The organism is Holdemania massiliensis (assembly GCF_022440805.1).
Lineage (GTDB): Bacteria > Bacillota_I > Bacilli_A > Erysipelotrichales > Erysipelotrichaceae > Holdemania > Holdemania massiliensis_A.
On the sequence record NZ_JAKNTK010000001.1, the window covers coordinates 2238213 to 2260618 of the forward strand.

Consider the following 22406-nt stretch of genomic DNA (forward strand, 5'->3'; position numbering starts at 1 on the left):
CAGCGGGGTTATGAGTGATTTGAAAATCAATAAAACAAGGCGCAGATCTTATGCTTCAAATGCGCAAGAATGTCTTTGCGCTGCAGCTGATATTCTTCCGCGCTGCCCAGCGCTTCGTCCAAATGATCGATCTCCTCATGGAACAGCTCCATGATCTGAAGCAGACGGTCTTCATGAATGATCTCGACCTTGCCAACCTCGACCATCGCCTCTCCGACGCTTCTTAGCAGATCATCGCGGATCGTCTGAGCGCTGACACTGTCAAGCGACGTAAACTTTTTCTCATACCAGAAACGATTGACGATCAGCGATTTCAGCACCTCGACAAACATTGTAAAATCCTGAATGTTGTTGCCCGGCTGAATCGCAAACAGCATTACAAAGAAAACATGCCATTCAAAATCAATGTTGATGATGCTTTGCCAATATCGGCCCAAAACATCACAGAACGGATCATAATGAACAAATTCCTTTTCCAGCGTGATCGGTTCGGTAAAGTCAAGATCGCTGATTTTCAGCAGATTGAAATGTTCAAAATATTCGACCATTTTCTGCTGCGGCTGATCCGACTGAACAAAGTCCTTGATATAAATATATTGGCTGAGCACAGCGCTGCATTTTTTGAAATCGGTCGTAAAGCCGATTGATTCAATCATTTTAATTGCATACAGATCACTGATCGACTTGGCCATAAACATCTTGAAGCCGCGTTCGCTCATGCCGATGTCCTTGTCTTTATTCTGATTCAGAATCTGTGTATACACAATTTCCAGCTGATGATCAACGACATCCAGATTATCGCGGATTGAAGCCAAAATGTCTTTCATAAAGCTGTCAAACATCACATACTGCGTGTTCTTATAGACGACCTGATGTTCAATCTCGCTCCAGAAGGAATGCACCATGGATTTGATCTGCAGCTCAAAATTGACCTTGCGGCCGTTAAACAGATAATAGCCGTCGATCCGATAGATCGTAAAGCCGTTGCGCTGCAGCTGCGGCTGGGGCATTGCCAGATTCAGACAGAGATCAGGATAAAGCATACATTGAGCATACTCCTGGCCTTCGACAAAGCTGAAATGATGGCGAATCGCCTGATAGATTCGATTTTCATCGCTGATGAAGCGGCATTCTACGGTTAAGCCGATCAAATCAGGCAGAAAGTTCAGCACTTCCTCTCCTGTTGAAAACTGCAGGTAATATTTGTTGCGGATCATTTTTTCCTTGAGTGAGCCAATTGATTTAATCCGCGAACTGAACCCGACGACATAATCCATATAGTCTTCCAACAGATGTTCAAAGCAGCCTTTGATCGCTCCTTCGACATATTGATAAGACGGGTTGTTCAGTTCAAGCAGCTTGACCGAATCATCGATCAAATCAAACAGTTCAAGACGCATGGGATCAGCCTCCTTCAGCGTGTACGCAGTCCTTTGGGATATTTATTTTTTATCACAGTGCCATCGCTTTTGCCAAACCCGACAGGATAGCCCTCATACATCAGGCAAAGATAACCGCGCGGGACCGGGATCGGCAGCGGCTGTCCCTGCAAATAACAGGCCAGTTCCTGTTCGTTTAGCGATACGGTTTTGATCAAACGATCCTGAAGCAAAGCCGACAGATAGAAATGATGGTGCGGTTCCACTCGATTTTTGACGATTTCCCCGGCCATAATCCCCTGCCGCAGTACCGGAATTTTCTTCAGCTGGATAAATTCGTGCCGCATCAGAGACAGCCGGTTCTGTTCCAGATGAACACGCAGATCCTTGTATGTTTTCAGCTGATCCTTAAGAAAGGCTTGGACTTCCGGCGGCAGCTGCACACTTTTGACGGTTTGCAGCCGGGCTTGGGGCTGAGGCGAAATCTTGCGCAGCTTGGCGATGAAATGGCCTTCACCCTGATCCATTGGAAAAATTCGGCGTACCTTCGCACCGTCGACCCGGCCTACCGATAACCCTGGCCGGCCGAATTCCACGCCGCAGTCCAGCAGCTCCATTTCCGGATGACGCTGCAGAAATTGATCGATAACCTGTTCATTTTCTTCTGGGGCATAGGTGCAGGTGGAATAGACAAGAACACCCTGTTCTTTCAGACATACCACCGCTGATTCTAAAATTTTCTGCTGGCGCAGACTGCATGCCCGAACATGTTCAACACTCCAGTCCGTCATCGCCTGATCTTCTTTCTTAAACATGCCTTCCCCGCTGCACGGAGCATCAACCAAGACTTTGTCCATCAGGCCGCTTAACTGCGGGCATAATTGTTCAGGGGAAGCATGCGTAATCAGCGCTTCGCTGACGCCCAGCCGTTCCAGATTGCTCATCAGAACCCGTGCCCGTCCGCCGTCAATTTCATTGGCGATCAGAAAGCCCTCCTGTCCGATCCGGGCGGCAATCTGCGTGCTTTTCCCACCCGGAGCAGCGCAGCAGTCCAGCACCCAATCCCCTGGCTGCGGATCCAGAATCGTCACGGCCGAGGAAGCGGAAGGCTCCTGCATATAGAACAAGCCCTGACGATGATAGATATGGCTGCCCAAGCCGGTTAAAGCGGAGTCCATCAGAAACCCTTCCGGGGCAAAGGGGGAAGGCAAGAGTCTGGCAAAACCGCGCTGTTGTAGCGTCTGGGGATCAATCTTTAATAAATTGGCCCGCAGTCCGCGAAAAGGCGGCTGTTTCAATGTTTCAAGATAAGCTTCATAGTCCTCTTTCAAAAGCATCTGCATCCGCTGCAGAAACGCCTCATTCATGGCCTGACTCCTGAAAATAATCCCGTACGCTCTGACGGTCGCGGTGCAGCTGATCGATCAGCTCATTTAAAGACGCGAATTGTTGTTCCGCCCGCAGCCGCTTATAAAAGCGCAGCCGCATCGGCTGATCATAGAAATTCTGTGAACAATCTAAAAGATGAGCTTCCACAGACAGCTGGCGCACAGGATTGCACGTTGGGTTATGCCCGATATTGATCATCGCTTTCCAGCATTGTCCTTCCCACTGTGCTTCACCGGCATAGACCCCGCCTAGCGGCAGCAAAGTTTCTTCATCCGTGATCAAATTGGCCGTCGGAAAGCCCCACTGGCGGCCTTTTTGCCGGCCATGACCGACAACACCGCGGATTTCATAAGGATAGCCCAACAATCTTCCGGCTTCGGCAACCTCGCCCTGCTGCAGGCAAAGGCTGATGCGGGAAGAGCTGATCTTATCGCCATGATCGTTGACCGCTTCGATTACGATAACCTCAAACCGGCCGGCGGCATCCCTGCGCAGCGTTTCCACACTGCCGCTGCCGAATTTCCCATAATGAAAATCAAATCCGCAGATCAGCGCTTTCAGCGGGCAATGGGTGACGAGCATATCAATAAACGCTTTTGGCGGCAGCTCGGCCATGGCCTTGACGAAATCGAGGATGATCACGCGGTCAATCCCCATCCGTCCCGCCAGTTCAATCCGCTGCTCCATCGTCGTCAGATGCTGCACCTTGCTCATTTTTCCAATCGTGATCCAAGGATCCGGGGAAAAGGTGATCAGCGCGCTTTCGCAGCCTGCCGCTTTGGCGCGGTTGACCGTTTCATCAATCAGCGCCCGATGGCCGCGGTGCAGACCATCAAAATAGCCAATGCAGGCACAGACCGGTCCGTCAATAACCTGTTCACCCTGCGTTCTTATCGTATCTACTTTCATTCCTGCTTCTCCTACCATAAACCTCTCAGACAGCGGTAAATTCCGTCAGCCTGATGTTCCATCATCGCCAAGACCTGCTGGCCTTCAACCACGGCGACGATCGGTTCCGTACTGTTCAAGCGCAGCCGCTTGCCGTTTTTAATATCCGGGATCTGCGCCGGTTCTGCTTCCACCAACGGCCATTGACTGGCAATCCCCTCATAAATTGAAACGAGCTGAAATTGGCCTTGCTTTACTTCATCCAAGGTCTGACATTGCGCCAGGGTGTAGCCGCAGGCTGCCGTTCGCGTCAGACTGCTCATCGTGCCGACGGTCCCTAACTTTTCAGCGATATCCTCGCATAAGGTGCGGACATAAGTCCCATTGGAACAAACAACGCGGAAACGAATCGTCGGCCCCGTCTGCAGCAGCTCCATTTCGGTAATTTCAATCGGCCGTTTCTCGCGTTTTACTTCAATCCCCTCACGGGCGTATTCATACAGCTTTTTGCCGTCTTTTTTAATTGCGGATACCATTGGCGGCAGCTGCATGGATTTGCCTAAAAAACTATTTAAAACAGCTTCCAGCTGTGCTGAATCGACCGTCGGCACCGCTGCTGCAGCGATCGGTTTACCCCAGATATCACCGGTATCGGTCTTAGTGCCCAGCGTCAGCTCAGCGATGTATTCTTTTGTCTTTCCTGACAAATACGGCAGCGCCTTGCAGGCCCGGCCTAAAAGGACGACCAGCACACCTGTTGCCTGCGGATCCAAGGTTCCTGTATGACCGACACTCTTGGTGCCGGCCGCTTTGCGGACATGATAAACAACGTCAAACGACGTCATTCCTGCCGGCTTATTAATTAAACAAATTCCGTCCACTGTATCACTCCAAACTCCACGTTTCATTATACCAAGGGTCTCTTCCGTTTGCAAAGCCTATCGCGACATCCTCACCTATCTCCCATTAAAACTTCACCTGGGCTTCAAATAAAGCCTGTGCTATAATAAAGCGGAAATGCAGAAAATGCAGGAGGATGGACTATGAACGCAATGAAACAAATCTTAGGCTGTATCCGCAAAGCCGACCAGGACTATGGCATGATTGCCGATCAGGACCGCATCGCCGTCGGTGTCTCCGGCGGCAAAGATTCGATGCTTCTGCTCTATTGTCTGCATCTGTATCAGCAGTTCTGCACGCGGATTCAAAGCAAACAGTTTGAAGTTGTCGGCATTCACATTCAAATGGGTTTTCCCAATATGGATTTTACGGTAGCTGAGAACTTTTTCAGGCAGCGCGGCATCCGGCTGGAGCTGGTGCCCAGCCGGATTTACGATATTCTCAAGATCCAGGCCAATGAAGATGGATCGTTGAAATGCTCGCTGTGCTCTACCTTGAAAAAAGGCGCCGTTAACCGGGCAGCCAAGGACTTCGGCTGCACAAAAGTCGCTTTTGCCCATCACGGCGACGACGCCATCGAAACGTTATTGATGAACGCAATCTATGGCGGGCGATTGGCAACCTTCGCCCCGAAGATGTATTTGTCGAATGCGGAAATGCCGTTTATCCGGCCCTTCATCTATGCCCGCGAGAATCAGATCCGTGCCGCGGTCGGGGCCTGCGGCGTGCCGGTCGTACCGTCGACCTGTCCGATGGATGGATTTACCCGCCGGCAGGACATGAAAGAAATGCTCGAACATCTGTACACTGAATATCCGATGGCCCGCGATAACTTTCTGTTGATGCTGCACAATGAAAAACAGCTCAGCCTGTGGCACAAAGAAAATCCCGAGGACGAAGAAGCGCTGATCAGTAAATCAAAATCTTAAAACCGTCATCCAGCCGCAGCTGGGCGGCGGTTTTTTGTTCATCCAGGATCTTATGTTCCTGCGCATCGCATAATATTAACGGCTGACTCAAATCAAATTCCTCACGTATTTCCGCGGGACACATTTCTTGCAGCCCTTCTACGATTTCCTGCAGCGAGAGTGTCGGATCCACGCTGCATTCAAAACGGGTGCCGCTGCAGACTAATTCAAAACATAGTAAAACTTCTTTTCCCATCTCATTCAATCTCCTTTAATCGCTGCATGGATTCCCGCTGGATCCACAGGCGGTCCCAAGCCCCCAGTTTGGGGATGGGTGCCGGAAGCGGAAACAACAGCTGCTGATGCAGACCTGATCCTATCCATAAGGTCAATGAAAAATCGACTCGGCCGCGCCATGAACTTTGCTGCAGGGTGCGGGCAGAGCTGACTAACACAAACGGCGCTGCTTCCTCAAAGAAAGCCGCGATGTCTGCTTCTTGGCTGTTTTCAGCATCGACTACCGGATAAGGACTGCACCGCAGCTGCTTAAGCAATCTTTCAGCTCGTTGAGGTTCATTCAGGATGACCACTAAATGCTGATGCGGCTGCAGTGTGATGGACACCGGTGTGCACAGTATCGGATCGATGCCCAAAAATACCGCTTTTCGTTTCAGCCAGCGCGGCGGCAGCCGCTGCGGCAGCCGCGGAAGCTGCCAGCGTTTAGGCTGAGGCTGCGGTAAATCCTGCAGCGGCAGGGCTTCAACAAAATCCAGGATGGCTGAAGCCTGAACCAGTCCCCGGCCCTTGGCCAGCGGTTTCGTCCATGTCCGCTCCAGGGCATTTCCAAGACTGGCTGCGGATGCCGGTCCAAGAAAATAGCGGCGGCGTAAACTCTGGGTTAAGCGCAGCGGCAGCCGATTGACCAGCTTATCTGCACACAACAGATACAGATTCAGTGACGGACCTTCTTCAATCAGCCGCTGAAACAATGCCGTGTTCTCCCAGCGTTCCAAAATTGCCCCCAGCTGCAAAGCAACGACAAACAGCGGAAGCTCAGCCTGCCGGCGCTGCTGCAGACCGCGGTCAAGCAATGTGAAAAAACGTTCCAGCAATTCCGGCTGACGCAGGGACAGCACTTCATTGACCGTCGGCTCCGCAAGCAGTTCAACCTGTTCCTCAAACGGATCCAGTATGATAAATTCAACCTGGTCGTCAAACCGGCTTCCGCTCTGGATCAAACATTGCAGAAAGTTTTGCTGCGCCATGCTCTCTTCGCTTAACAATAAACCGTGTTCGAGCGGATGAACCAGGATCGGCGTCTGACGATGTTGGGGATCATCAACAATCCCCAGCACTAATCCGGAAGCCTGTTTTTTTAAGACCGCCAAATCGGTGGCTTCCGGCAGCGGCGGCCACAGTGGTGAAGCAAACAAATTCCGCCGATCCGCCTCACGCAGCATGATTTCCATCAGCGCTTCATTTTGCCGAAGACTCGCATTCTTTCCCCGCTGTACTTCCCGGATCACTTTCAGTTGGGGATCAAGCCAGCGAACAGTAGGATCCGGTGTTTGCTTGCCGCCTAACCAGGCACATTGACCTTGGACTAGATCTTGCTGACTCAAAAGCAGAAACTGTCCTGGCCGAGTTAAACGCAGCGCTTTGTCACAATGCAGAATTTCCTGACTGTCCTGTTTCTGGGCCACCTTCAGACACAGCTTAAAATTAAAATTCGACCACATCTGTTCGTCGACGACCCCGGCTGGCCGCTGTGTTGCTAAGATCAGATGCAGGCCCAGACTGCGTCCGATCCGGCAGATCTGAATCAAACCGCGCATAAATTCCGGCTGGGACTGTTTCAGCTCGGCAAATTCGTCGATGATCAGCACGCAATGGGCTAACGGCGGCAGTGATGGGTGATCCCGGCACAGCTGACGGTAATGATCCAGATCCGCTACCGGTTGTTTAAGCTTTGTCTGTGCTTGGGCAAAGCAGCGCTGGCGGCGCTCGCATTCCTGCCGCAGATAAATTAAGGACCGCTCGATATCGCTTTCTTCCACATTGCTCAAGGCCGCGCACAGATGGGGAATCGGCCGGCCTTTTAACCGCAGCTGTTCAATTAGGCTGCCGCCCTTGTAATCAATCAGGGCAAACTGCAGCTGTTGGGGACTGTAATGCCAAGCTGCCGATAACACCAGGGTTTCCAACAGCCGGCTTTTCCCGCTGCCGGTCATCCCGGCAATCAAGCCATGCGGTCCCTGCCCTTTCTCATGCAGATCCAAGATGACCGGCTGTCCCTGGGTATCCAAGCCCAAGGGAATCCGCAGATGCGTCAAACTCGCCATATCCTGCCACAGCGGCTGGGTTATTCCCGGCTGCTTCAGTAGGCTTTGGAAATCCACCTGGATCGGAGAGGTTTTGCTTCGCTGAACATAGCGATACAGCGTCAGCGCACTTTCCCGAAAATCGCGCGCATAGCTGAAATCAACCTCAAATTCCTGGTTTTGCTTTTGTGTCCGGGTCACAATCCGGCCATGCCCCTGTTCGATGAAAATGATTTGCTGGGCATTCACACGCAGCTCTGCCGATGTTTCAGCCAGCTGCCATAAGCTTAGCTGATCCCGTAAGTTACTGTCCAAAGCCGCGGCAGCCTCAGGATCGCTCACAATGACCCAAACCGGCTTTTCCAACGCCTGAACCTGACGGCGTGCCTGATCCCAATCCTGCCGCTGTGTCCAGATTCGGCGCTGTCCCTGATCGTCGTAGATCTGCGGCAGCCAGCAGAGTGTTTCAAAGACCGGTTTAAATATGGGGCCGATCCAGGCTAAAGCCACGTTGTCCGGCTGATGGCGCACGCAGAAGGTCAATAAAATCGTATTCAGAAAGGCCCTCCGTGATTTTTCATCACAGATTAATCCGAGTCGATGAAAGGCAAAAACATCCCACTCCAGCGGTGCGCTGACGCTCAGCCGAAATTGTTGGCGCCACTGCGCAAGCTGTGCGCTGAGCTTTTGATCGGCTTTGCTGTGCAGGTCCAGCCGGCCTTGATCGATTTGCGGATGCAGCGTCAGCCGCTGCCGGCCCAAACTCAGCCTGCCAAACTGCGGATGGGATGCATCCACATCAAAAACTGTCTGATCCGAAATCTGTTTCAATAAGCCTTCAGCATCCGGATAGCTGTGCATTAAAAACTGAACTGTTTCCTGAAGCTTCATCCGACAGATCTCTTGCCAATCTTTCAGCACGTCATCCAGCCAACGCTGCCGCCGGCGCTGATCGCAGACATTGAGAACATGATTGACCAACAGCTGAAGCAGCGGCCAGAACACAGCGGAGATCATCATGACCGCCGGCATGATAACCATCATGCCTGCCCGCTGTCCCAGTGATAAGCCGACGGCCAGCGATGCCCCGCCCATCATCAGTGAAGGGCCAATCGTCATCACATTGAACGATAACGGTCTGAGTTTCACAGTCGGGGGTTGGGGCAGGATGAGTTTGCATTCAGGATAAACGGGATAAAACTGGAAGGCGAAATGAAACGGCAGCTGCAGCTTATCCGGCGGCTGATACACCCAGTTCTTCAGCGCTTGACAGCACAGTGGTTTCAATTTGATTTTTAAATGACCGCCGGGGTTATTGACGGCGATGAACGCTGGATGAAGCAGGATCGTGACCGCCGCAAACTGCAGGCGCATCCCTGGCTCCAAGTCAGTTTGCTTCTGATGAACCCCATTGACAATCATTCCTGGAAACATCGCCTTTTCCAATGCTGAATTCTGATCAAAATCCAACAGACCCCAGACCTCGGCCGGATCTTCCGCAGCCTTTGTCAGCGCGTCACCGCTCACGATCCAGCATCCCTGCGGCCGCTGATAAAGGGTGTATTGATCATATCCTGTTTCATCAAAATAATAGAAAAGATCGATTTTTTCATAAAACGGCAGGTAACACAGTTCATCATGCCGCTTTGTGATCCGGCGGCAGCGGCGCTGACTGTCCAAAAACTGCAGCGTATCGCTGAGCTGCAGCTGCCAGCCTTCCTCTTTATGCGTAATCGCCAGCACCCCGTCCTCTTCCATCGCAAAAAACAGTCCCCGCTTGGGATCGACATGGCAGATTTCCAGGCGGTGCTGCCACAGAATACAGACGATCATGGTACCGGTGTCCGCACGTGAATATGACAGCTTGTCTGATATGTTTGCGAAGCATCCTCAATCGTCACAATTGTATCGCCTGACCTGACTGCCCGAACCTTCCCCGTCTGGACGACCGTTGCGATTTCCGGATCCTCAACAGAATAAATCAGCTCCGTCAACGACACGCCTTCCGGCAGTCCGCGAACAACGATCTGAGCGCTTTGATTCGGATCTAAAATCAACTGAACTTCTTCCAGTTCAATACGGTCGGTTTTTAAAATCGGGGCACTCGTCGGCTCGGCATCCGATGTTTTCTTACCGCGGGTACAGCGATCGACGAAAATCCCGTTTTCCAGATGGGTACGGCCGTGCGGATTCAGTGTCGCGTTGTTTTCATTCAGAATCGAAACCGTCTTGCCGAAACCCAGCTTTCCAGCCAGTGAATCAGAGGAATTGTATTCCAATTCTAAAATGCCATGAACGTTCAGATCACTGCAGAACTGCAATGACGCCTGCACCGGCTGATGATCCAGCGGCAGCTCTCCGGCATCGGTCTTCGTTTTCTGTCCTTGCTGATCAATCCATGCAGTTGTCCGCATCACCCCGCGCAATCCGCTTTGTAATAAAAGATCCATGAGTGAAATTCCGGCGGCCCGAGCGGAAGCTTGGACCGCTGCCGTCATTTTCGCTGAACCCTGGAAGATGAAATCATGACGGTTTTCCAGCTGATGAATCGGCCGCAGCACGCCGCCGCGGATTTCCATGCCCAGACTCCCTTCCTGACTCAAAAGCAGTTCGATTTTGCCGCCGGCGTAACAATGCAGCTGCAGTGTCAGAAGCAGATCCACGATCGGAAACTGCGGTACCGGCAGCTTGATCCGAGCAATCGGAATGATCGTATCCGCCTCTTTGCGCGCGGTTGTAAACGAAGCTGTTAAGCTGGTCAACAGATCATGCGGATCAATACCGGAAAAATCACTGGTCAGGGTATTGGAGACACCGCGGGTCAAGCCGGCTGACTCGCTCATCGCAAAGTCCAGCTGCAGGCGTCCGTTTTTTTCCGAACCGTTCCATTCAATCGTGGGATGAAGATCATTTAGATCATAGTCCAGCTGCAGTGTCGCACCGTTGTTCAGCTTTTTGGCCGCATGGACATGGATGCCGCTGGCCGTGATGCTCCAGCTCACCTGAGCGCCGCCGACTTCAAACTGCTGCCGCACCAGGGCAAACTGCGGCTCGATCCGATCCCAGGATGTCAGCGCCACCGGCAATAAAGAAGCGTTATCCTGTTGATAAGGTTCAATTTCAGCCTGCCGCCAGTCCGCGTCAAAATCCAGCTTAAACTGCATTTGAGAGAGCCATTGTTCAGGCTGTTCTTCATGCACAGAGGCGATAATCTGATCGGCGGTTTCAACGAAGGAATCCGCAATATAAATCTGGTTTGTTTGCGGATCGGTAAACCACAGCCCCCTCTGGCTTCCCTGATCTGGAGGCAATACAATCTGACCTTGTTCATTCGGGACTGCTTCGCCACCCCACAAAGCTGCCGCCGCCCAATCCAGCTCCGGTTCTGATTCAGAAAGGGTATTCATCTGCCGCATCAGTGCACTCAGCGAAGATCGCGCCTCCTCCTCACTCAGCCAGCCCTTATTTTGGGACAAGAACTCCAGAGATTGGCAACGCTCCAGAGTTTCAGCCTTTCCATCATAGGCCTGAAGCAAATTCTGACAGGCCTCCTGTCGGGAAACCCGACGGTGATCCGGTTCGATTTCCACACCCCAGGCCGCCAGCTGTGCGAGGCCGTCAGCGGAAGCGTCAAAAAACAACGTTTCCGCCAACATCTTCGCCCAATCGCTGCGCAGGACGCCGGCTTTTTCCGGCATGCAGCCCTGTGCCAAAAGCAGCACGGTGAGCCCTGCCGCTGCCAGACTCCTTAAGCGCTCGCGCATACGCTAAAAGGAACCGGCATTGTTCTGAATCGTGGTTTCCAATGTGTCATAGCTGGAAACTGCCGTATCCAGAAACCGCGCATAGGATTCGATGATCTGTTTCTGTGTTTCAAACTGCATCGCAAATTGATTGAACCGCTGCCGAATAGCTTCTGAACCATCGCTCTGCCAAACCATCGCCAAGTCATTCATCTGCTTTTTAGCCTCGATCAAGGCACTGTAAATTTGTTCGTTGCAGACACGGATGGCACCGGATGTTTCCTTTACGCCGGCTAATGAAATCTTCAAGCTGTCCATCTTTTCTCTTCCTCCCTTTTAATTGGCCAGTCCCCGGGCCTGGGCCGCCAGTTCTTCCTGCATCTGACGGTAACTGCGCGCCGAGGCTTTCAGAAATTCGCTGTACTGCTGCATCAACAGCTCAACCCGTTTGAAATCGTCCTGATAGCCCTGAATCTGGTTCGTAAAGGCCAGGTTGTCGCGACCGATCCAGCTGTTGGCGGCCATCAGCTCCACGCGCTCATACAGCCGCGCTACCGTCCGTTCCACCTCCTGCCGCAGCTGTTCAATCTGTCCGGCACAGGCCTCCAGTCGTGTCGGTTCTACCGCAATCGTTCTCATTGTTTTCTCCTTTCTGCACGCCCCTGTTATTAATATTGCGGTTTTTTTGAAAAAGCCCCCAAAAAAAGGTAAAAATTTTAAAAAAAACACAAAAAAATCCTGCCTGATTGAATTCAGACAGGATTCAGCGTTATGCTTCGTTATTGATTTTGGAAATGATCGACTCGATGCGTTCGCCTTTTTCCAGCGAATCATCCAGCTTGAAAATCAAATCCGGAACCTTGCGGATTGAAAGCCGCTTGCCCAGCTCCGAGCGGATAAAGCCCTTCGCCCGGTTGAGTGCCTTCAAGCCCGCCTGCTTGCGTTCTTCCTTACCCAGGAAAGAAACGTAAATTGTAGCGTAGGAATAGTCGTTTGTCACCTGCACATCGGTGATCGTGACAAAGCCGACATTGGGATCCTTCAGCGAAAACTGAATGATATCCGTAACGTCCTTGAGAATAATCTGCGCTACTCGTTCTTGTTTGACAGACATGCGTGTCCCTCCTATTTCTTCAGGAAAAGCGTTTCCTTAATTCTGAGGAACCTCCTGATCAGCATAGGCCTCAATTAAGTCGCCTTCCTTAATGTCGTTAAAGTTCATGATCGTTAAGCCGCATTCATAACCGTTGGTCACTTCCTTGGCATCGTTCTGGAACCGCTTCAGCGAACCCAGCTGACCGTCGTAAACGACGATGCCCTGACGGATTAAGCGTACCTTGCAGTCTTTGACCAGCTTGCCGTCGGTAACCATACAGCCGGCAATCGTGCCGATCTTGGAAACCTTGAAAGTCTGACGGACTTCCGCCTGACCGATGACGACTTCTTCAAATACCGGCGCCAATAAACCCTTCATCGCCAATTCCATTTCTTCCATGGCTTTGTAGATGATGTTGTGCAGACGAATTTCAACGCCTTCTTCTTCCGCCTTTTTGCGGACATTGGCATCCGGACGGACATTAAAGCCGTAGATCATCGCTTTGGAAGCACTTGCCAGCATAACGTCGGATTCGCTGATCGTACCGGCCGTCGAACGGATAACATTAACCCGGACACCCTTGACATCCAGCTTCTCCAGCGAAGACTTGACGGCTTCCGCCGAGCCCTGTACGTCAGCCTTGACGATGACCGGAATTTCCTGAACCTCGCCGGCTTCAATCTGGCGGGCCAGATCATCCAGACTCATCGCGGAGCTGCTCTTGCGTTCCTGTTCAATCTTGGTCTGGGAACGGCGTTCGGCAATCGCCCGGGCTTGTTTTTCACTGTCGAAGACCTTGAACATGTCGCCGGCTACCGGTACATCGTTTAAGCCGATAATTTCGACTGGGGTCGATGGCTTGGCTTCCTTGATTTCACGGCCGCGGTCATCGGTCATCTTTCTGACCTTGCCGAAGCAGGCACCGACGACGATGCAGTCGCCGGTATGCAGCGTTCCGTTTTGGACTAACAGCGTGACAACCGGTCCGCGGCCCTTATCCAACTTCGCTTCGATGACCGTTCCGGTCGCGTTGCGTTTCGGATTGGCTTTCAGTTCGCGCATTTCCGCAACGACCTGAATTGTTTCCAGAATATCCTGAACCCCTTCGCCCTGCTTGGCCGAACATTTGACGAAAATCGTATCTCCGCCCCATTCTTCCGGCAATAAGCCCAGATCTGACATTTCATTCATGACCCGCTCCGGATTAGCAGCCGGCTTATCCATCTTGTTAACAGCGACGATAATTGGAACATCTGCCGCTTTGGCATGGTCAACCGCTTCCTTGGTCTGCGGCATGACGCCGTCATCCGCAGCCACGACGATGATACAGATATCCGTCACCTTCGCTCCCCGCGCACGCATGGCGGTAAACGCCTCATGTCCCGGAGTATCCAGGAATGTGATCTTTTTACCCTGCACGCTGACCTGGTAAGCGCCGATGTGCTGCGTGATTCCGCCGAATTCCCCTTCAACAACACGGGTTTTCCGGATCGTATCCAACAGCGTCGTCTTGCCGTGATCGACATGACCCATGATCGTGACAATCGCCGGACGCTGAACGAGATCCTCTGGATTCTCTTCCACTTCATCTTCCAGGCTGTCTTCATCAACCGGGATTTCCTTTTTGACTTCAACGCCATATTCCATGCAGACCAACTCGATCGTTTCATCATCCATGGAGCTGTTGATCGTCACCATCTTGCCCAGCATAAACAGCAGCTTGATGATATCGCTGGCATTGCGATTCATCTTCTGCGCTAATTCCCCAACCGAAATTCCTTCCTCGTAGGTAATGCTGGTTACGGCTTCCATCTTCGGCCGCGGGGTATAGGAATTATTGGAATTGTTGGATCTGTGATTCCGTCTTCCTGAGTTATTCCTTCTTTGTTGTTTAGCCAATACCTTCACCTCATTTCATCACTGCATCCTGAATAGCCCTTGCCAGTCCCTCATCGAGAATCGCCGCAGCGATCCTGCGGGGCTGGCCGAGTGCGGCTGACAGTTCTTCAGCCGTCCCTTCAACTATCCATTCCACGCCGTAGAAACGGCATTTATCCTGAATCTTCTTCTGTGCGTTGCTGCCGCAGTCGCTGCAGAGAAGAACCAGCTTCGCTTTGTTTTGGCGGACTGCCGCCAATACGCTGTCACCGGTGACGACTTTGCGTGCCCGGCAGGCGATTCCCAGCAATCCTAAAACCTTGTTATTCACCGAGAACCTCACGGATTCGGGCATACACTTCTTCCGGGATCTCGCATTCCAGAGCGCGTTTCAGACTTTGACGCTTGATTGCCAGCTCCAGCGCTGCCGCATCTCTTTTCAGATAGGCGCCGCGCCCGTTCAGCTTCCCGGTCAAATCTACTTCCACCGTGCCCTGCGGGGTTTTCACAATCCGCAGCAGTTCCTTTTTCGGACACTGTTCCTGCGTTGCAACGCATTTGCGCATCGGTATTTTCTTCATCGTACTCCCTCCCGTTCCAACGGTTTATTTCTCTTCGTCGTAGTATTCGTCGAATTCATCGAAATCAATATCGTCTTCAATCCAGCTGTTTTGCGCTTCCAGTTCTTCCTGACGGCGAATTTCTTCCAGCTCTTCCTCCGAATAGACTGGCTTGAATTCGTAATCCTTATCCTTCTTCAGATCTTTTAAACGCAGCTTGCGGTCATCCTCACGCACATTCCGGCGCCGGCGCAGCGGGGCTTTTTCTTCCGTATGGGAAGTGGCAGACTGTGTCGGATCGGCCAACCGTTCAAAGCGGGATACATATTCGCGGCGTTCGCGAACTTCGCGCTTGATGCGGACAGGTTCTTCTTTCTTTGGCTGTTCTGCCTGCGGCTTGACTTCCTCGGCCTTGACCTCCGGCTCGTTCGCAGACTCGTCAATCGTTTCCGCTTCAATCTCAGCTTCTTCAATCACCGTTTCCGGTTCAGCTTCAACTTCCACTTCCGGCTCAGCTTCAGCCTGTTGAAGCTCTGCGACCGTTTCTTCCACTTCTTCAATGGCTTCAGAAACTTCTGGAGTTTCAATTTCAGCTTCAGCTTCGGTTTCCGCTTCCTCACTAACAACTTCGATTTCTTCCAGCTGCTTTGCCATCCGCTGTTCAGCCAGTCGCTTCTGTTCCTCAGCCGCAAACTGCAGCATCATCGTCTTCCAGTCGATGCCCTGTTCTTCAATCTCACCGGCGGTCTTGATATCAATCCGCATGCCGGTCAGCTTCACCGCCAAGCGGGCGTTTTTGCCCTTCTTGCCGATCGCCAGGGACAATTGGTTGTCTTCAACGATGACTAACAGAGAACGCTTATCCTCGGTTGGCAGCACTGCCAGAATCTGAGCCGGAGCCAATGCGTTTTTAATCAGCTCGCTGATGTTGTCGCTCCATTCAAAGATATCAATCTTTTCACCCTTCAGCTCATCAATGACAACCTGAACCCGGTTTCCGCGCGGGCCGATGCAGGCGCCGATCGCGTCAACGTCCGGATTGTTGGACCAGACAGCCATTTTGGTCCGTTCGCCGGCTTCTCGGGCAATCGCCTTGATCTCGACGACACCCTGATAAATTTCCGGGACTTCTTTTTCAAACAGGCGCTTGACCAGCTTGGCGTCCGAACGCGAAACCAGCACTTGGGCGCCCTTGGTATCCTTGTTGCATTCAGTGATGACGACGCGGATGCTCTGACCTTCAATGTAGCGTTCGCCTGGAATCTGGGCTGCCCGCGGCATCAGCGCCATCGTTTTGCCGAGGTTAACAACAACAAACTTTTCTTCCACGGATTCGATCATGCCGGTGACCATCTCGTCCAGCTGATCGATGTATTCATCATAAACCGCCTGTTTTTCCGCTTCACGGATCTTCTGCTTCATCACATTCTTCGCCAGCAAGGCCGCGGCACGGCCGATCTGGCTGATGTCGACCTCACGATCGACTAAATCGCCCAGCTGATATCCCTTATCCTTGACCTCTGCCAAAGCAACTTCCAGTTCTTCATCTTCCACTTCGTCAACGACAGTATATTGCTGATAGACGTGGATTTGTCCATTGCCTTCATTGATGTCGACCCGAACCAAGACGTCGGGAATGTCGATGTGTTTGCGATAGGCTTTGGCTAAAGCCTCCTGCAGCGCAGCGATGACGATTTCCTTGGTGATCTTGCGGTCATCCTCGATCGTCTGCATCGCCTTCAAAAATTCTTTGAAATTCATTGCGATTTCTCCTCCAAGTCCTTACAGTTTTACAGCCAGGCGGATCTTTTCAATTTGATCCAGTTCCACCTGAGCCTTGCGGGTTACGGCTTTATCGCGATAGCTAAGGGTCAGGGTGGTTTCATTCATTTCCAGCAGATCGCCGGTGATCTCCATCATCGACTTCACTGGACTTTTTAACCGGACAAAGACATGCTTGCCCAGAGCGCCTCGGATTTCTTCCTCATTGCGCAGTTCACGCTCGGCTCCCGGTGAGCATACCTCCAGGAAGTATTCAAAGCTGATCCAATCGTCATGGGCATCCAAAGCTTCAGAAATCTTCTCTGAGACTAAAGCGCAGGTATCAATGTCCATAGATCCGTCAGCTCTCATCACTGCGATCTGAAGAATCCGGGATTTTTTCTCATTCACCCATTTCAGATCGTAAAGCTGAATGCCAAGGGAGTCCAGGACAGGCAGAATCAACGTCTTGATGTTTTCCAACTGTTCCATTTTTCTCTCCTTATAACACGAATGAAGGAGTGGTTTTCACCACTCCTGCTGTTTCTTTATGCATCTCAACTATACACAAAAATGGTATAAAAATCAAGCCTTTTCGCAAATCTGTCGGGTCTTTTTGTTATAGTTTGTGCTCGTCATCGACTTTCCGGCGAAATTTCAGCAGTCCTAAATACCGCAGAATCCATAAACTCCAATGCAGCCGGGCACCGACACAAAAGATGACCAAAAATACGATCACCAAGGTCTGTTCCGGCAAAAATAGTTTAAGGATCGTAAACACAGGGATGAACAGGATCAGTGCCGCCACTGGAAACAGCTGCATCAGTGAAGCCGCAAACGGATCCATTTCAATTCGGTAATGACAATGCGGGCAGTCAAATTCGCGGACTTCCGTGAGCTGGGAAGCTGATATTTCTTCATGACAGACAGGGCATTCAATTTTCATAGCGACCGCTTCCTTTTTTACAACGAACTTCCTAGTTCTATTATAACAGGAAAATCCGCCCGCAGGCGGATTACTTCATCAATTCACTGGAAGCTCAAGAAGCTAAAACAAACTCAGCTGGTTTTCTTCCTGCATGCCTTCCAGCGTTCCCAAGACCTCCAGCTTCCGCATCAGCGTCTGGGAGAGCTGCGTGCGGTTGATCAGATCTTCTTTAGATAAGAACTCGCCCTGTTTGCGGGCTTCGACAATCGACTTGGCCACGTTGGCGCCCAACCCATCGACCGTTGTAAACGGCGGGATAATCGTTTTGAGATCCTCCGGCAGCACGCGGAATTCCGTCGCCAGCGATTTATCAATATCAATATTGGAGAAACGATAACCGCGGGCGTACATTTCCAGACAGGCCTCAAACATCGAGTACAGATCTTCATCCTTCTTGGTTACCTGCCGCTTCGTTTCCGGATTCGCTTTCATCGCCTGAATCTCATCCATCCGCCGTTTAATGGCATCCATGCCTTTGATCATCGTTTCGATTTCATAGGCATCGCAGCGCAGCGTGAAGAAAGCCACATAATACCAATAGGGATGATGCACCTTAAACCAGGCGATGCGGATGGCCATCATAACATAGGCAACGGCATGCGCCTTCGGGAACAGATACTTGATCTTCAGGCAGCTGTCAATATACCACTGCGGCACATTGTTTTCCTTCATCATTTCAATCCATTCCGGTTTTAAGCCCTTGCCCTTACGGACGCTTTCCATGATGAAGAACGAATCTTTTTTCGGCATCCCTTTTTCAATCAGATACGTCATGATATCGTCACGGCAGCCGATAACGTCATGCAGCGTCAGTCCGCCGTCAATCAAATCCTTCGCGTTGTTCAGCCATACGTCGGTTCCATGCGACAGACCGGAAATTCTTAACAGCTCAGAGAACGTGCTCGGCCGGGTCAGCTCCAGAATACCGCGCACGAATTTCGTACCGAATTCCGGCAGCCCGACTGCCCCGGTCTGTTCGCCATACACCCGTGGATCGGCTTTCAGCGCATCAACGGAATTGAAGATCGACATCGTTTCCGGATCATTCATTGGAATCGTTGTCGGATCAATCCCGGAAATATTCTGCAGTAAGCGCATCGCGGTTGGATCGACATGGCCGAGGATATCAAATTTTAACACATTATCGTGAATATCATGGAAATCGAAGTGTGTGGTCTTCCATTCTGAATCGGGGTTATTGGCCGGATACTGTACCGGGGTAAAATCATAGACGTCCATTGTGCTTGGGATGACAATGATGCCGCCAGGATGCTGACCGGTCGTCCGCTTCACCCCTTCGCAGCCGTTGGCCAGACGCAGCCGCTGGGCCTGCCGCATATTTTCCAAGCCCATTTCCTCAGCATAGCCGCTGACATAACCGAAAGCGGTTTTCTGAGCTACGGTGCCGATCGTACCGGCGCGGAAGACGTGATCCTCGCCGAAGACGGTCTTGGTAAAGGCATGCGCCTTATCCTGATATTCGCCTGAAAAGTTCAAGTCGATATCCGGAACTTTATCGCCTTCAAAGCCCAGGAAGGTTTCAAAGGCAATATCATGACCATTGACGATCATTTCTGCACCGCACTTCGGACATTTCTTAGCCGGCAGGTCAAAACCGGATTTGACCGAACCATCAGTGATGAATTCTGAATGCTGGCAATCCGGACAGACATAGTGCGGAATCAGAGGATTGACCTCGGTAATTCCCGACATCGTCGCGACAAAGGAGGAGCCGACCGATCCTCGCGAGCCGACCAGATAGCCATCTTCATTGGACTTCTTGACCAGCAGATGTGAAATATAGTAAATAACCGCGAATCCATTGCCGATAATCGAATTCAGTTCACGTTCCAGGCGCTTTTCCACGATTTCAGGCAGAATTTCGCCATAGGTTTTATGCGCGTTTTCATAACAGATTGTTTTCAGTTTTTCTTCTGAGCCCTCGATGACTGGTGTATACAGCCGATCATGCACCGGCAGGACTTTCTCAACCTGATCCGCCAGCGCATTCGGTGCTTCCACAACCATTTCATACGCCAGCTGACGATCCTGGAGCCAGTCGAACGCCTTGAGCATCTGGTTGGTCGTCAGAAAGTGCTGATCCGGCGAAATCGTGCGCATTCTTCGTTCCTTATCATAGATATACAGCGGATGACGGACACCGCCGATCCCCTGCGTCTGAATGTAAATGTCGCGCAGGATCTTTTCTTCCTGTTTGCAATAGTGCACGTCGCCGGTTGCCACCACCGGCTTGTTCAGCTTCTTTGCGGTTCGGATAATCCGCATCAGCACCTGCTTCAGCCGTTCGGTATCCGGCAGGGAATGCGATTCCACCAACGGCCGGTAATTTTCCAGAGGCTGAATCTCAATGTAGTCATAGAAAGCAATCGCAGCTTCCAGATCCTGTTGATTGCGGTTGGCCGCCAGCTCAAACACCTCGCCGTTATAGCAGGCAGAGCCGATCAGAAGATTTTCACGCAGATCCTGAATGCAGCGCCGCAGAATCCGCGGTTCAGCCAGGAATTCTTCCCCGCTGCTTTTGGAATTGGCCTTGCCGAAGACCGCCAGATAATCGGTATTCGACAACGTGACCAGCTTGAACAGATCCTTAAGTCCGGCCTGGTTTTTGGCAATCACATTGACATGCCGCTTCATAACCTTGACAAATGCCTTCTTATCCTGAAGATTCTGCAAATCCGCCACAGTTTTCGCGCCGCGGTCTTTGCATTCCTTGATCATCAGCATGAACACGCTGGACAAGACATCAGCATCATAGTCGGCACGGTGCGCGACTTCCTCATCATAGGTAATCCGGTAATGCCGAGCGATGTTGCCTAAGCGATAGCTGCGCCGGTCAGAATGCAGCGCCCGCGCCAGATCCAGCGTATCAACAACAGGATTGGTCAGCGGCGCCATGCCGATCCGTTTGAGTTCTTCATTGAGGAAATTGTAGTCAAAGGTCGCGTTATGCGCAACCAGCACTTTGTCGCCGATAAAATCGACCAGCTCCCGTGCCACTTCGGCAAACGATTTCGCGTTGGCTACGTCTTCATTGGTAATGTTGGTCTTTTCTGAGATAAAGGCATTGATCGGCACCGGCGGTTTGACGAACAGCTGTTTGGTTTCTTTAATCTCACCGCGTTCGATGACGACCGCACCGAATTCGATAATGTGATCAAAACTGCAGGACAAACCTGTGGTTTCCAAGTCATAGACGACATACGCCGTATCGCTCAGTGAATCCTCGCGGGGATTGCGGACAATCGTCAAGAACTCATCGACCATGTTCATCTCAACGCCATAGAGGATTTTAAATTCGCGTTCCTTATCGCCTTTCAAAAGCCTTGCCGCACAGCTTTGCGCTTTCGGGAAAGCCTGACAGGCCATATGATCCGTGATCGCAATCGCACGATGTCCCCACTTAAACGCCTGCGTAACTAGTTCTTCGACTTCGCAGACGCCGTCCATTTCTGATTTGTTGGTATGGCAATGCAGCTCTACCCGCTTCACCTCAGCGGTATCCTGCTCCGCTTCCTTCTTCTCCATTTTGACGATATCGTCAGGAAAGAAAACCAGCTCCTTGGAAAAAGAATCGTAGCGGACCGATCCATAGACCCGGACAAGGTCCCCAACACTCACTTCGTTGAGTTTCTCCTTGGGACAACGGGCGCTCTCGAACCGCTTGCAGGTAATCGCATCGTCATTATCCTTAACATACAGTGTCTGAATTTCGTTGCCAGTCTTCTTGATCGTAATCGAATCCTTTTCAAAGATCGTTCCGACAAACTGAACATTTTGAATTTCATCGGTCATTTCTTTTAAGGTGAGCACCGGATAATCTTCCATTTTGGTGCGGCGCGAACGGTATTTGGGCTTATCCTGCGAAACCGAAGGATTCGACTGCGGCTTCGGTGCTTCTTTCGGCATTTTGACCTCAATTTGCGTAAAGCTGGCAGTACGGCAGGAAAACTCAAAATCATAGGTGATGCCGACGTTCTGCATAAAGTGATCGAGTTCTTCCCGACAGGACTGAGCCTGCTGCTTCAGCGCTTCATCGGTAAACAGGCAATCCACGATCCGATCCTTCACGGTCGGAATCGCATCCTTCAGAACATGTCCATAGCGGGAATGCTCGCTGTAAAACTTACAGTATTTCAGCATTTCACCGGAATCCAGATCGCAGACATCCGCGCTGATCCGCAGCTCAACCGGGCAGCCGATCAACTGAACCAGTCCATGATTAAAACACAGCAGCTGTTCCAGCGGCAGCGTCTTCGGCAGCTGCATGTCCAACACGACTTTCTTTTTCGCCGTAATAAATTTACAATGTGTTATTTTTCCCTGTTCAAAATAAGTATTGTCCAAGCCTTCAATTCGGGCTTTGCTTAGCGTTTCTTTTAATTCAATTGTTCCCATCAGCGCATCTCCATCCTGTTCCTGGGTATCATTCTAACATTTTTCACCCTGAAATAGAATTGAAAATATCTTTCATCCTTGTCACACGAAATGAAAATCCATTTCGTTCACTCCCAACTGTTTATTTCTTTTACCGTTTCTGCACTTCAATACAACTGAACAGTATCATCATCGGTCAT

The 22406-nt window shown here is 51.3% G+C and carries 18 protein-coding genes; 1 reads left to right on the forward strand and 17 read right to left on the reverse strand.

Annotated features, from left to right (window positions below; translation table 11 throughout):
- Positions 1-26: 26 nt before the first annotated feature.
- The 4 genes from MCG46_RS10310 to truB are packed head-to-tail and all read right to left on the reverse strand — an operon-like array spanning position 27 to position 4564.
- The gene (locus MCG46_RS10310; RefSeq protein WP_020223687.1) at positions 27-1400 is read right to left on the reverse strand and encodes a hypothetical protein; all 1374 of its coding nucleotides are present in this window, start codon (positions 1398-1400) and stop codon (positions 27-29) included.
- Between the two features lie 14 nt (positions 1401-1414).
- Entirely contained in the window at positions 1415-2746 is a 1332-nt protein-coding gene (locus tag MCG46_RS10315; protein WP_240279929.1) for an RsmB/NOP family class I SAM-dependent RNA methyltransferase, read from the reverse strand.
- Positions 2739-3677 carry a riboflavin biosynthesis protein RibF gene (gene ribF, locus MCG46_RS10320; RefSeq protein ID WP_240279930.1) on the reverse strand — a complete coding sequence of 313 codons (939 nt, stop codon included), beginning with the start codon at positions 3675-3677 and terminating at the stop codon, positions 2739-2741. The genes MCG46_RS10315 and ribF overlap by 8 nt, the downstream gene beginning before the upstream one ends.
- Before the next feature lie 11 nt (positions 3678-3688).
- Positions 3689-4564, reverse strand: coding sequence for a tRNA pseudouridine(55) synthase TruB (gene truB / locus MCG46_RS10325; RefSeq protein WP_240279931.1), 876 nt, complete (start codon positions 4562-4564; stop codon positions 3689-3691).
- A 135-nt stretch (positions 4565-4699) separates the two neighbouring features.
- Here truB and MCG46_RS10330 point away from each other — a divergent pair, with 135 nt between their 5' ends.
- A complete protein-coding gene (locus tag MCG46_RS10330) occupies positions 4700-5485 on the forward strand; it encodes a tRNA 2-thiocytidine biosynthesis TtcA family protein (protein ID WP_240279932.1) in 786 nt (261 codons plus the stop codon).
- On the opposite strand, the gene MCG46_RS10335 is transcribed toward MCG46_RS10330, so the two are convergent.
- The 13 genes from MCG46_RS10335 to MCG46_RS10395 all read right to left on the reverse strand — a co-directional run bounded on the left by MCG46_RS10335 (position 5466) and on the right by MCG46_RS10395 (position 22227).
- Positions 5466-5720 carry a hypothetical protein gene (locus tag MCG46_RS10335; protein WP_240279933.1) on the reverse strand — a complete coding sequence of 85 codons (255 nt, stop codon included), beginning with the start codon at positions 5718-5720 and terminating at the stop codon, positions 5466-5468. The genes MCG46_RS10330 and MCG46_RS10335 overlap by 20 nt on opposite strands.
- Before the next feature lies 1 nt (position 5721).
- The gene (locus MCG46_RS10340) at positions 5722-9618 is read right to left on the reverse strand and encodes an FtsK/SpoIIIE domain-containing protein (protein ID WP_240279934.1); all 3897 of its coding nucleotides are present in this window, start codon (positions 9616-9618) and stop codon (positions 5722-5724) included.
- On the reverse strand, positions 9615-11549 hold the full coding sequence (locus MCG46_RS10345; RefSeq protein WP_240279935.1) for an Ig-like domain-containing protein: 1935 nt from the start codon (positions 11547-11549) through the stop codon (positions 9615-9617). The genes MCG46_RS10340 and MCG46_RS10345 overlap by 4 nt, the downstream gene beginning before the upstream one ends.
- Before the next feature lie 3 nt (positions 11550-11552).
- The gene (locus MCG46_RS10350) at positions 11553-11846 is read right to left on the reverse strand and encodes a pore-forming ESAT-6 family protein (RefSeq protein WP_240279936.1); all 294 of its coding nucleotides are present in this window, start codon (positions 11844-11846) and stop codon (positions 11553-11555) included.
- 18 nt (positions 11847-11864) lie between these two features.
- A complete protein-coding gene (locus MCG46_RS10355; protein WP_240279937.1) occupies positions 11865-12167 on the reverse strand; it encodes a WXG100 family type VII secretion target in 303 nt (100 codons plus the stop codon).
- 130 nt (positions 12168-12297) lie between these two features.
- Positions 12298-12642, reverse strand: a complete 345-nt coding sequence (rbfA, locus tag MCG46_RS10360) for a 30S ribosome-binding factor RbfA (RefSeq protein WP_020223697.1) — start codon at positions 12640-12642, stop codon at positions 12298-12300.
- 36 nt (positions 12643-12678) lie between these two features.
- On the reverse strand, positions 12679-14523 hold the full coding sequence (gene infB, locus MCG46_RS10365) for a translation initiation factor IF-2 (RefSeq protein ID WP_430622664.1): 1845 nt from the start codon (positions 14521-14523) through the stop codon (positions 12679-12681).
- A gap of 10 nt (positions 14524-14533) precedes the next feature.
- Positions 14534-14833: a L7Ae/L30e/S12e/Gadd45 family ribosomal protein gene (locus tag MCG46_RS10370; protein ID WP_020223699.1), complete on the reverse strand. Its 300-nt coding sequence runs from the start codon at positions 14831-14833 to the stop codon at positions 14534-14536.
- Complete coding sequence (rnpM, locus tag MCG46_RS10375) at positions 14826-15083, reverse strand: RNase P modulator RnpM (RefSeq protein ID WP_020223700.1); 258 nt, start codon at positions 15081-15083, stop codon at positions 14826-14828. The genes MCG46_RS10370 and rnpM overlap by 8 nt, the downstream gene beginning before the upstream one ends.
- 24 nt (positions 15084-15107) lie before the next feature.
- Positions 15108-16823, reverse strand: coding sequence for a transcription termination factor NusA (nusA, locus tag MCG46_RS10380; protein WP_240279938.1), 1716 nt, complete (start codon positions 16821-16823; stop codon positions 15108-15110).
- A 21-nt stretch (positions 16824-16844) separates the two neighbouring features.
- Positions 16845-17315 (reverse strand): ribosome maturation factor RimP, encoded by a 471-nt coding sequence (rimP, locus tag MCG46_RS10385; RefSeq protein WP_020223702.1) that lies wholly within the window; start codon positions 17313-17315, stop codon positions 16845-16847.
- 127 nt (positions 17316-17442) lie between these two features.
- A complete protein-coding gene (locus MCG46_RS10390) occupies positions 17443-17769 on the reverse strand; it encodes a hypothetical protein (RefSeq protein WP_240279939.1) in 327 nt (108 codons plus the stop codon).
- A 102-nt stretch (positions 17770-17871) separates the two neighbouring features.
- Positions 17872-22227, reverse strand: a complete 4356-nt coding sequence (locus tag MCG46_RS10395; RefSeq protein ID WP_240279940.1) for a PolC-type DNA polymerase III — start codon at positions 22225-22227, stop codon at positions 17872-17874.
- Between the last annotated feature and the right edge of the window lie 179 nt (positions 22228-22406).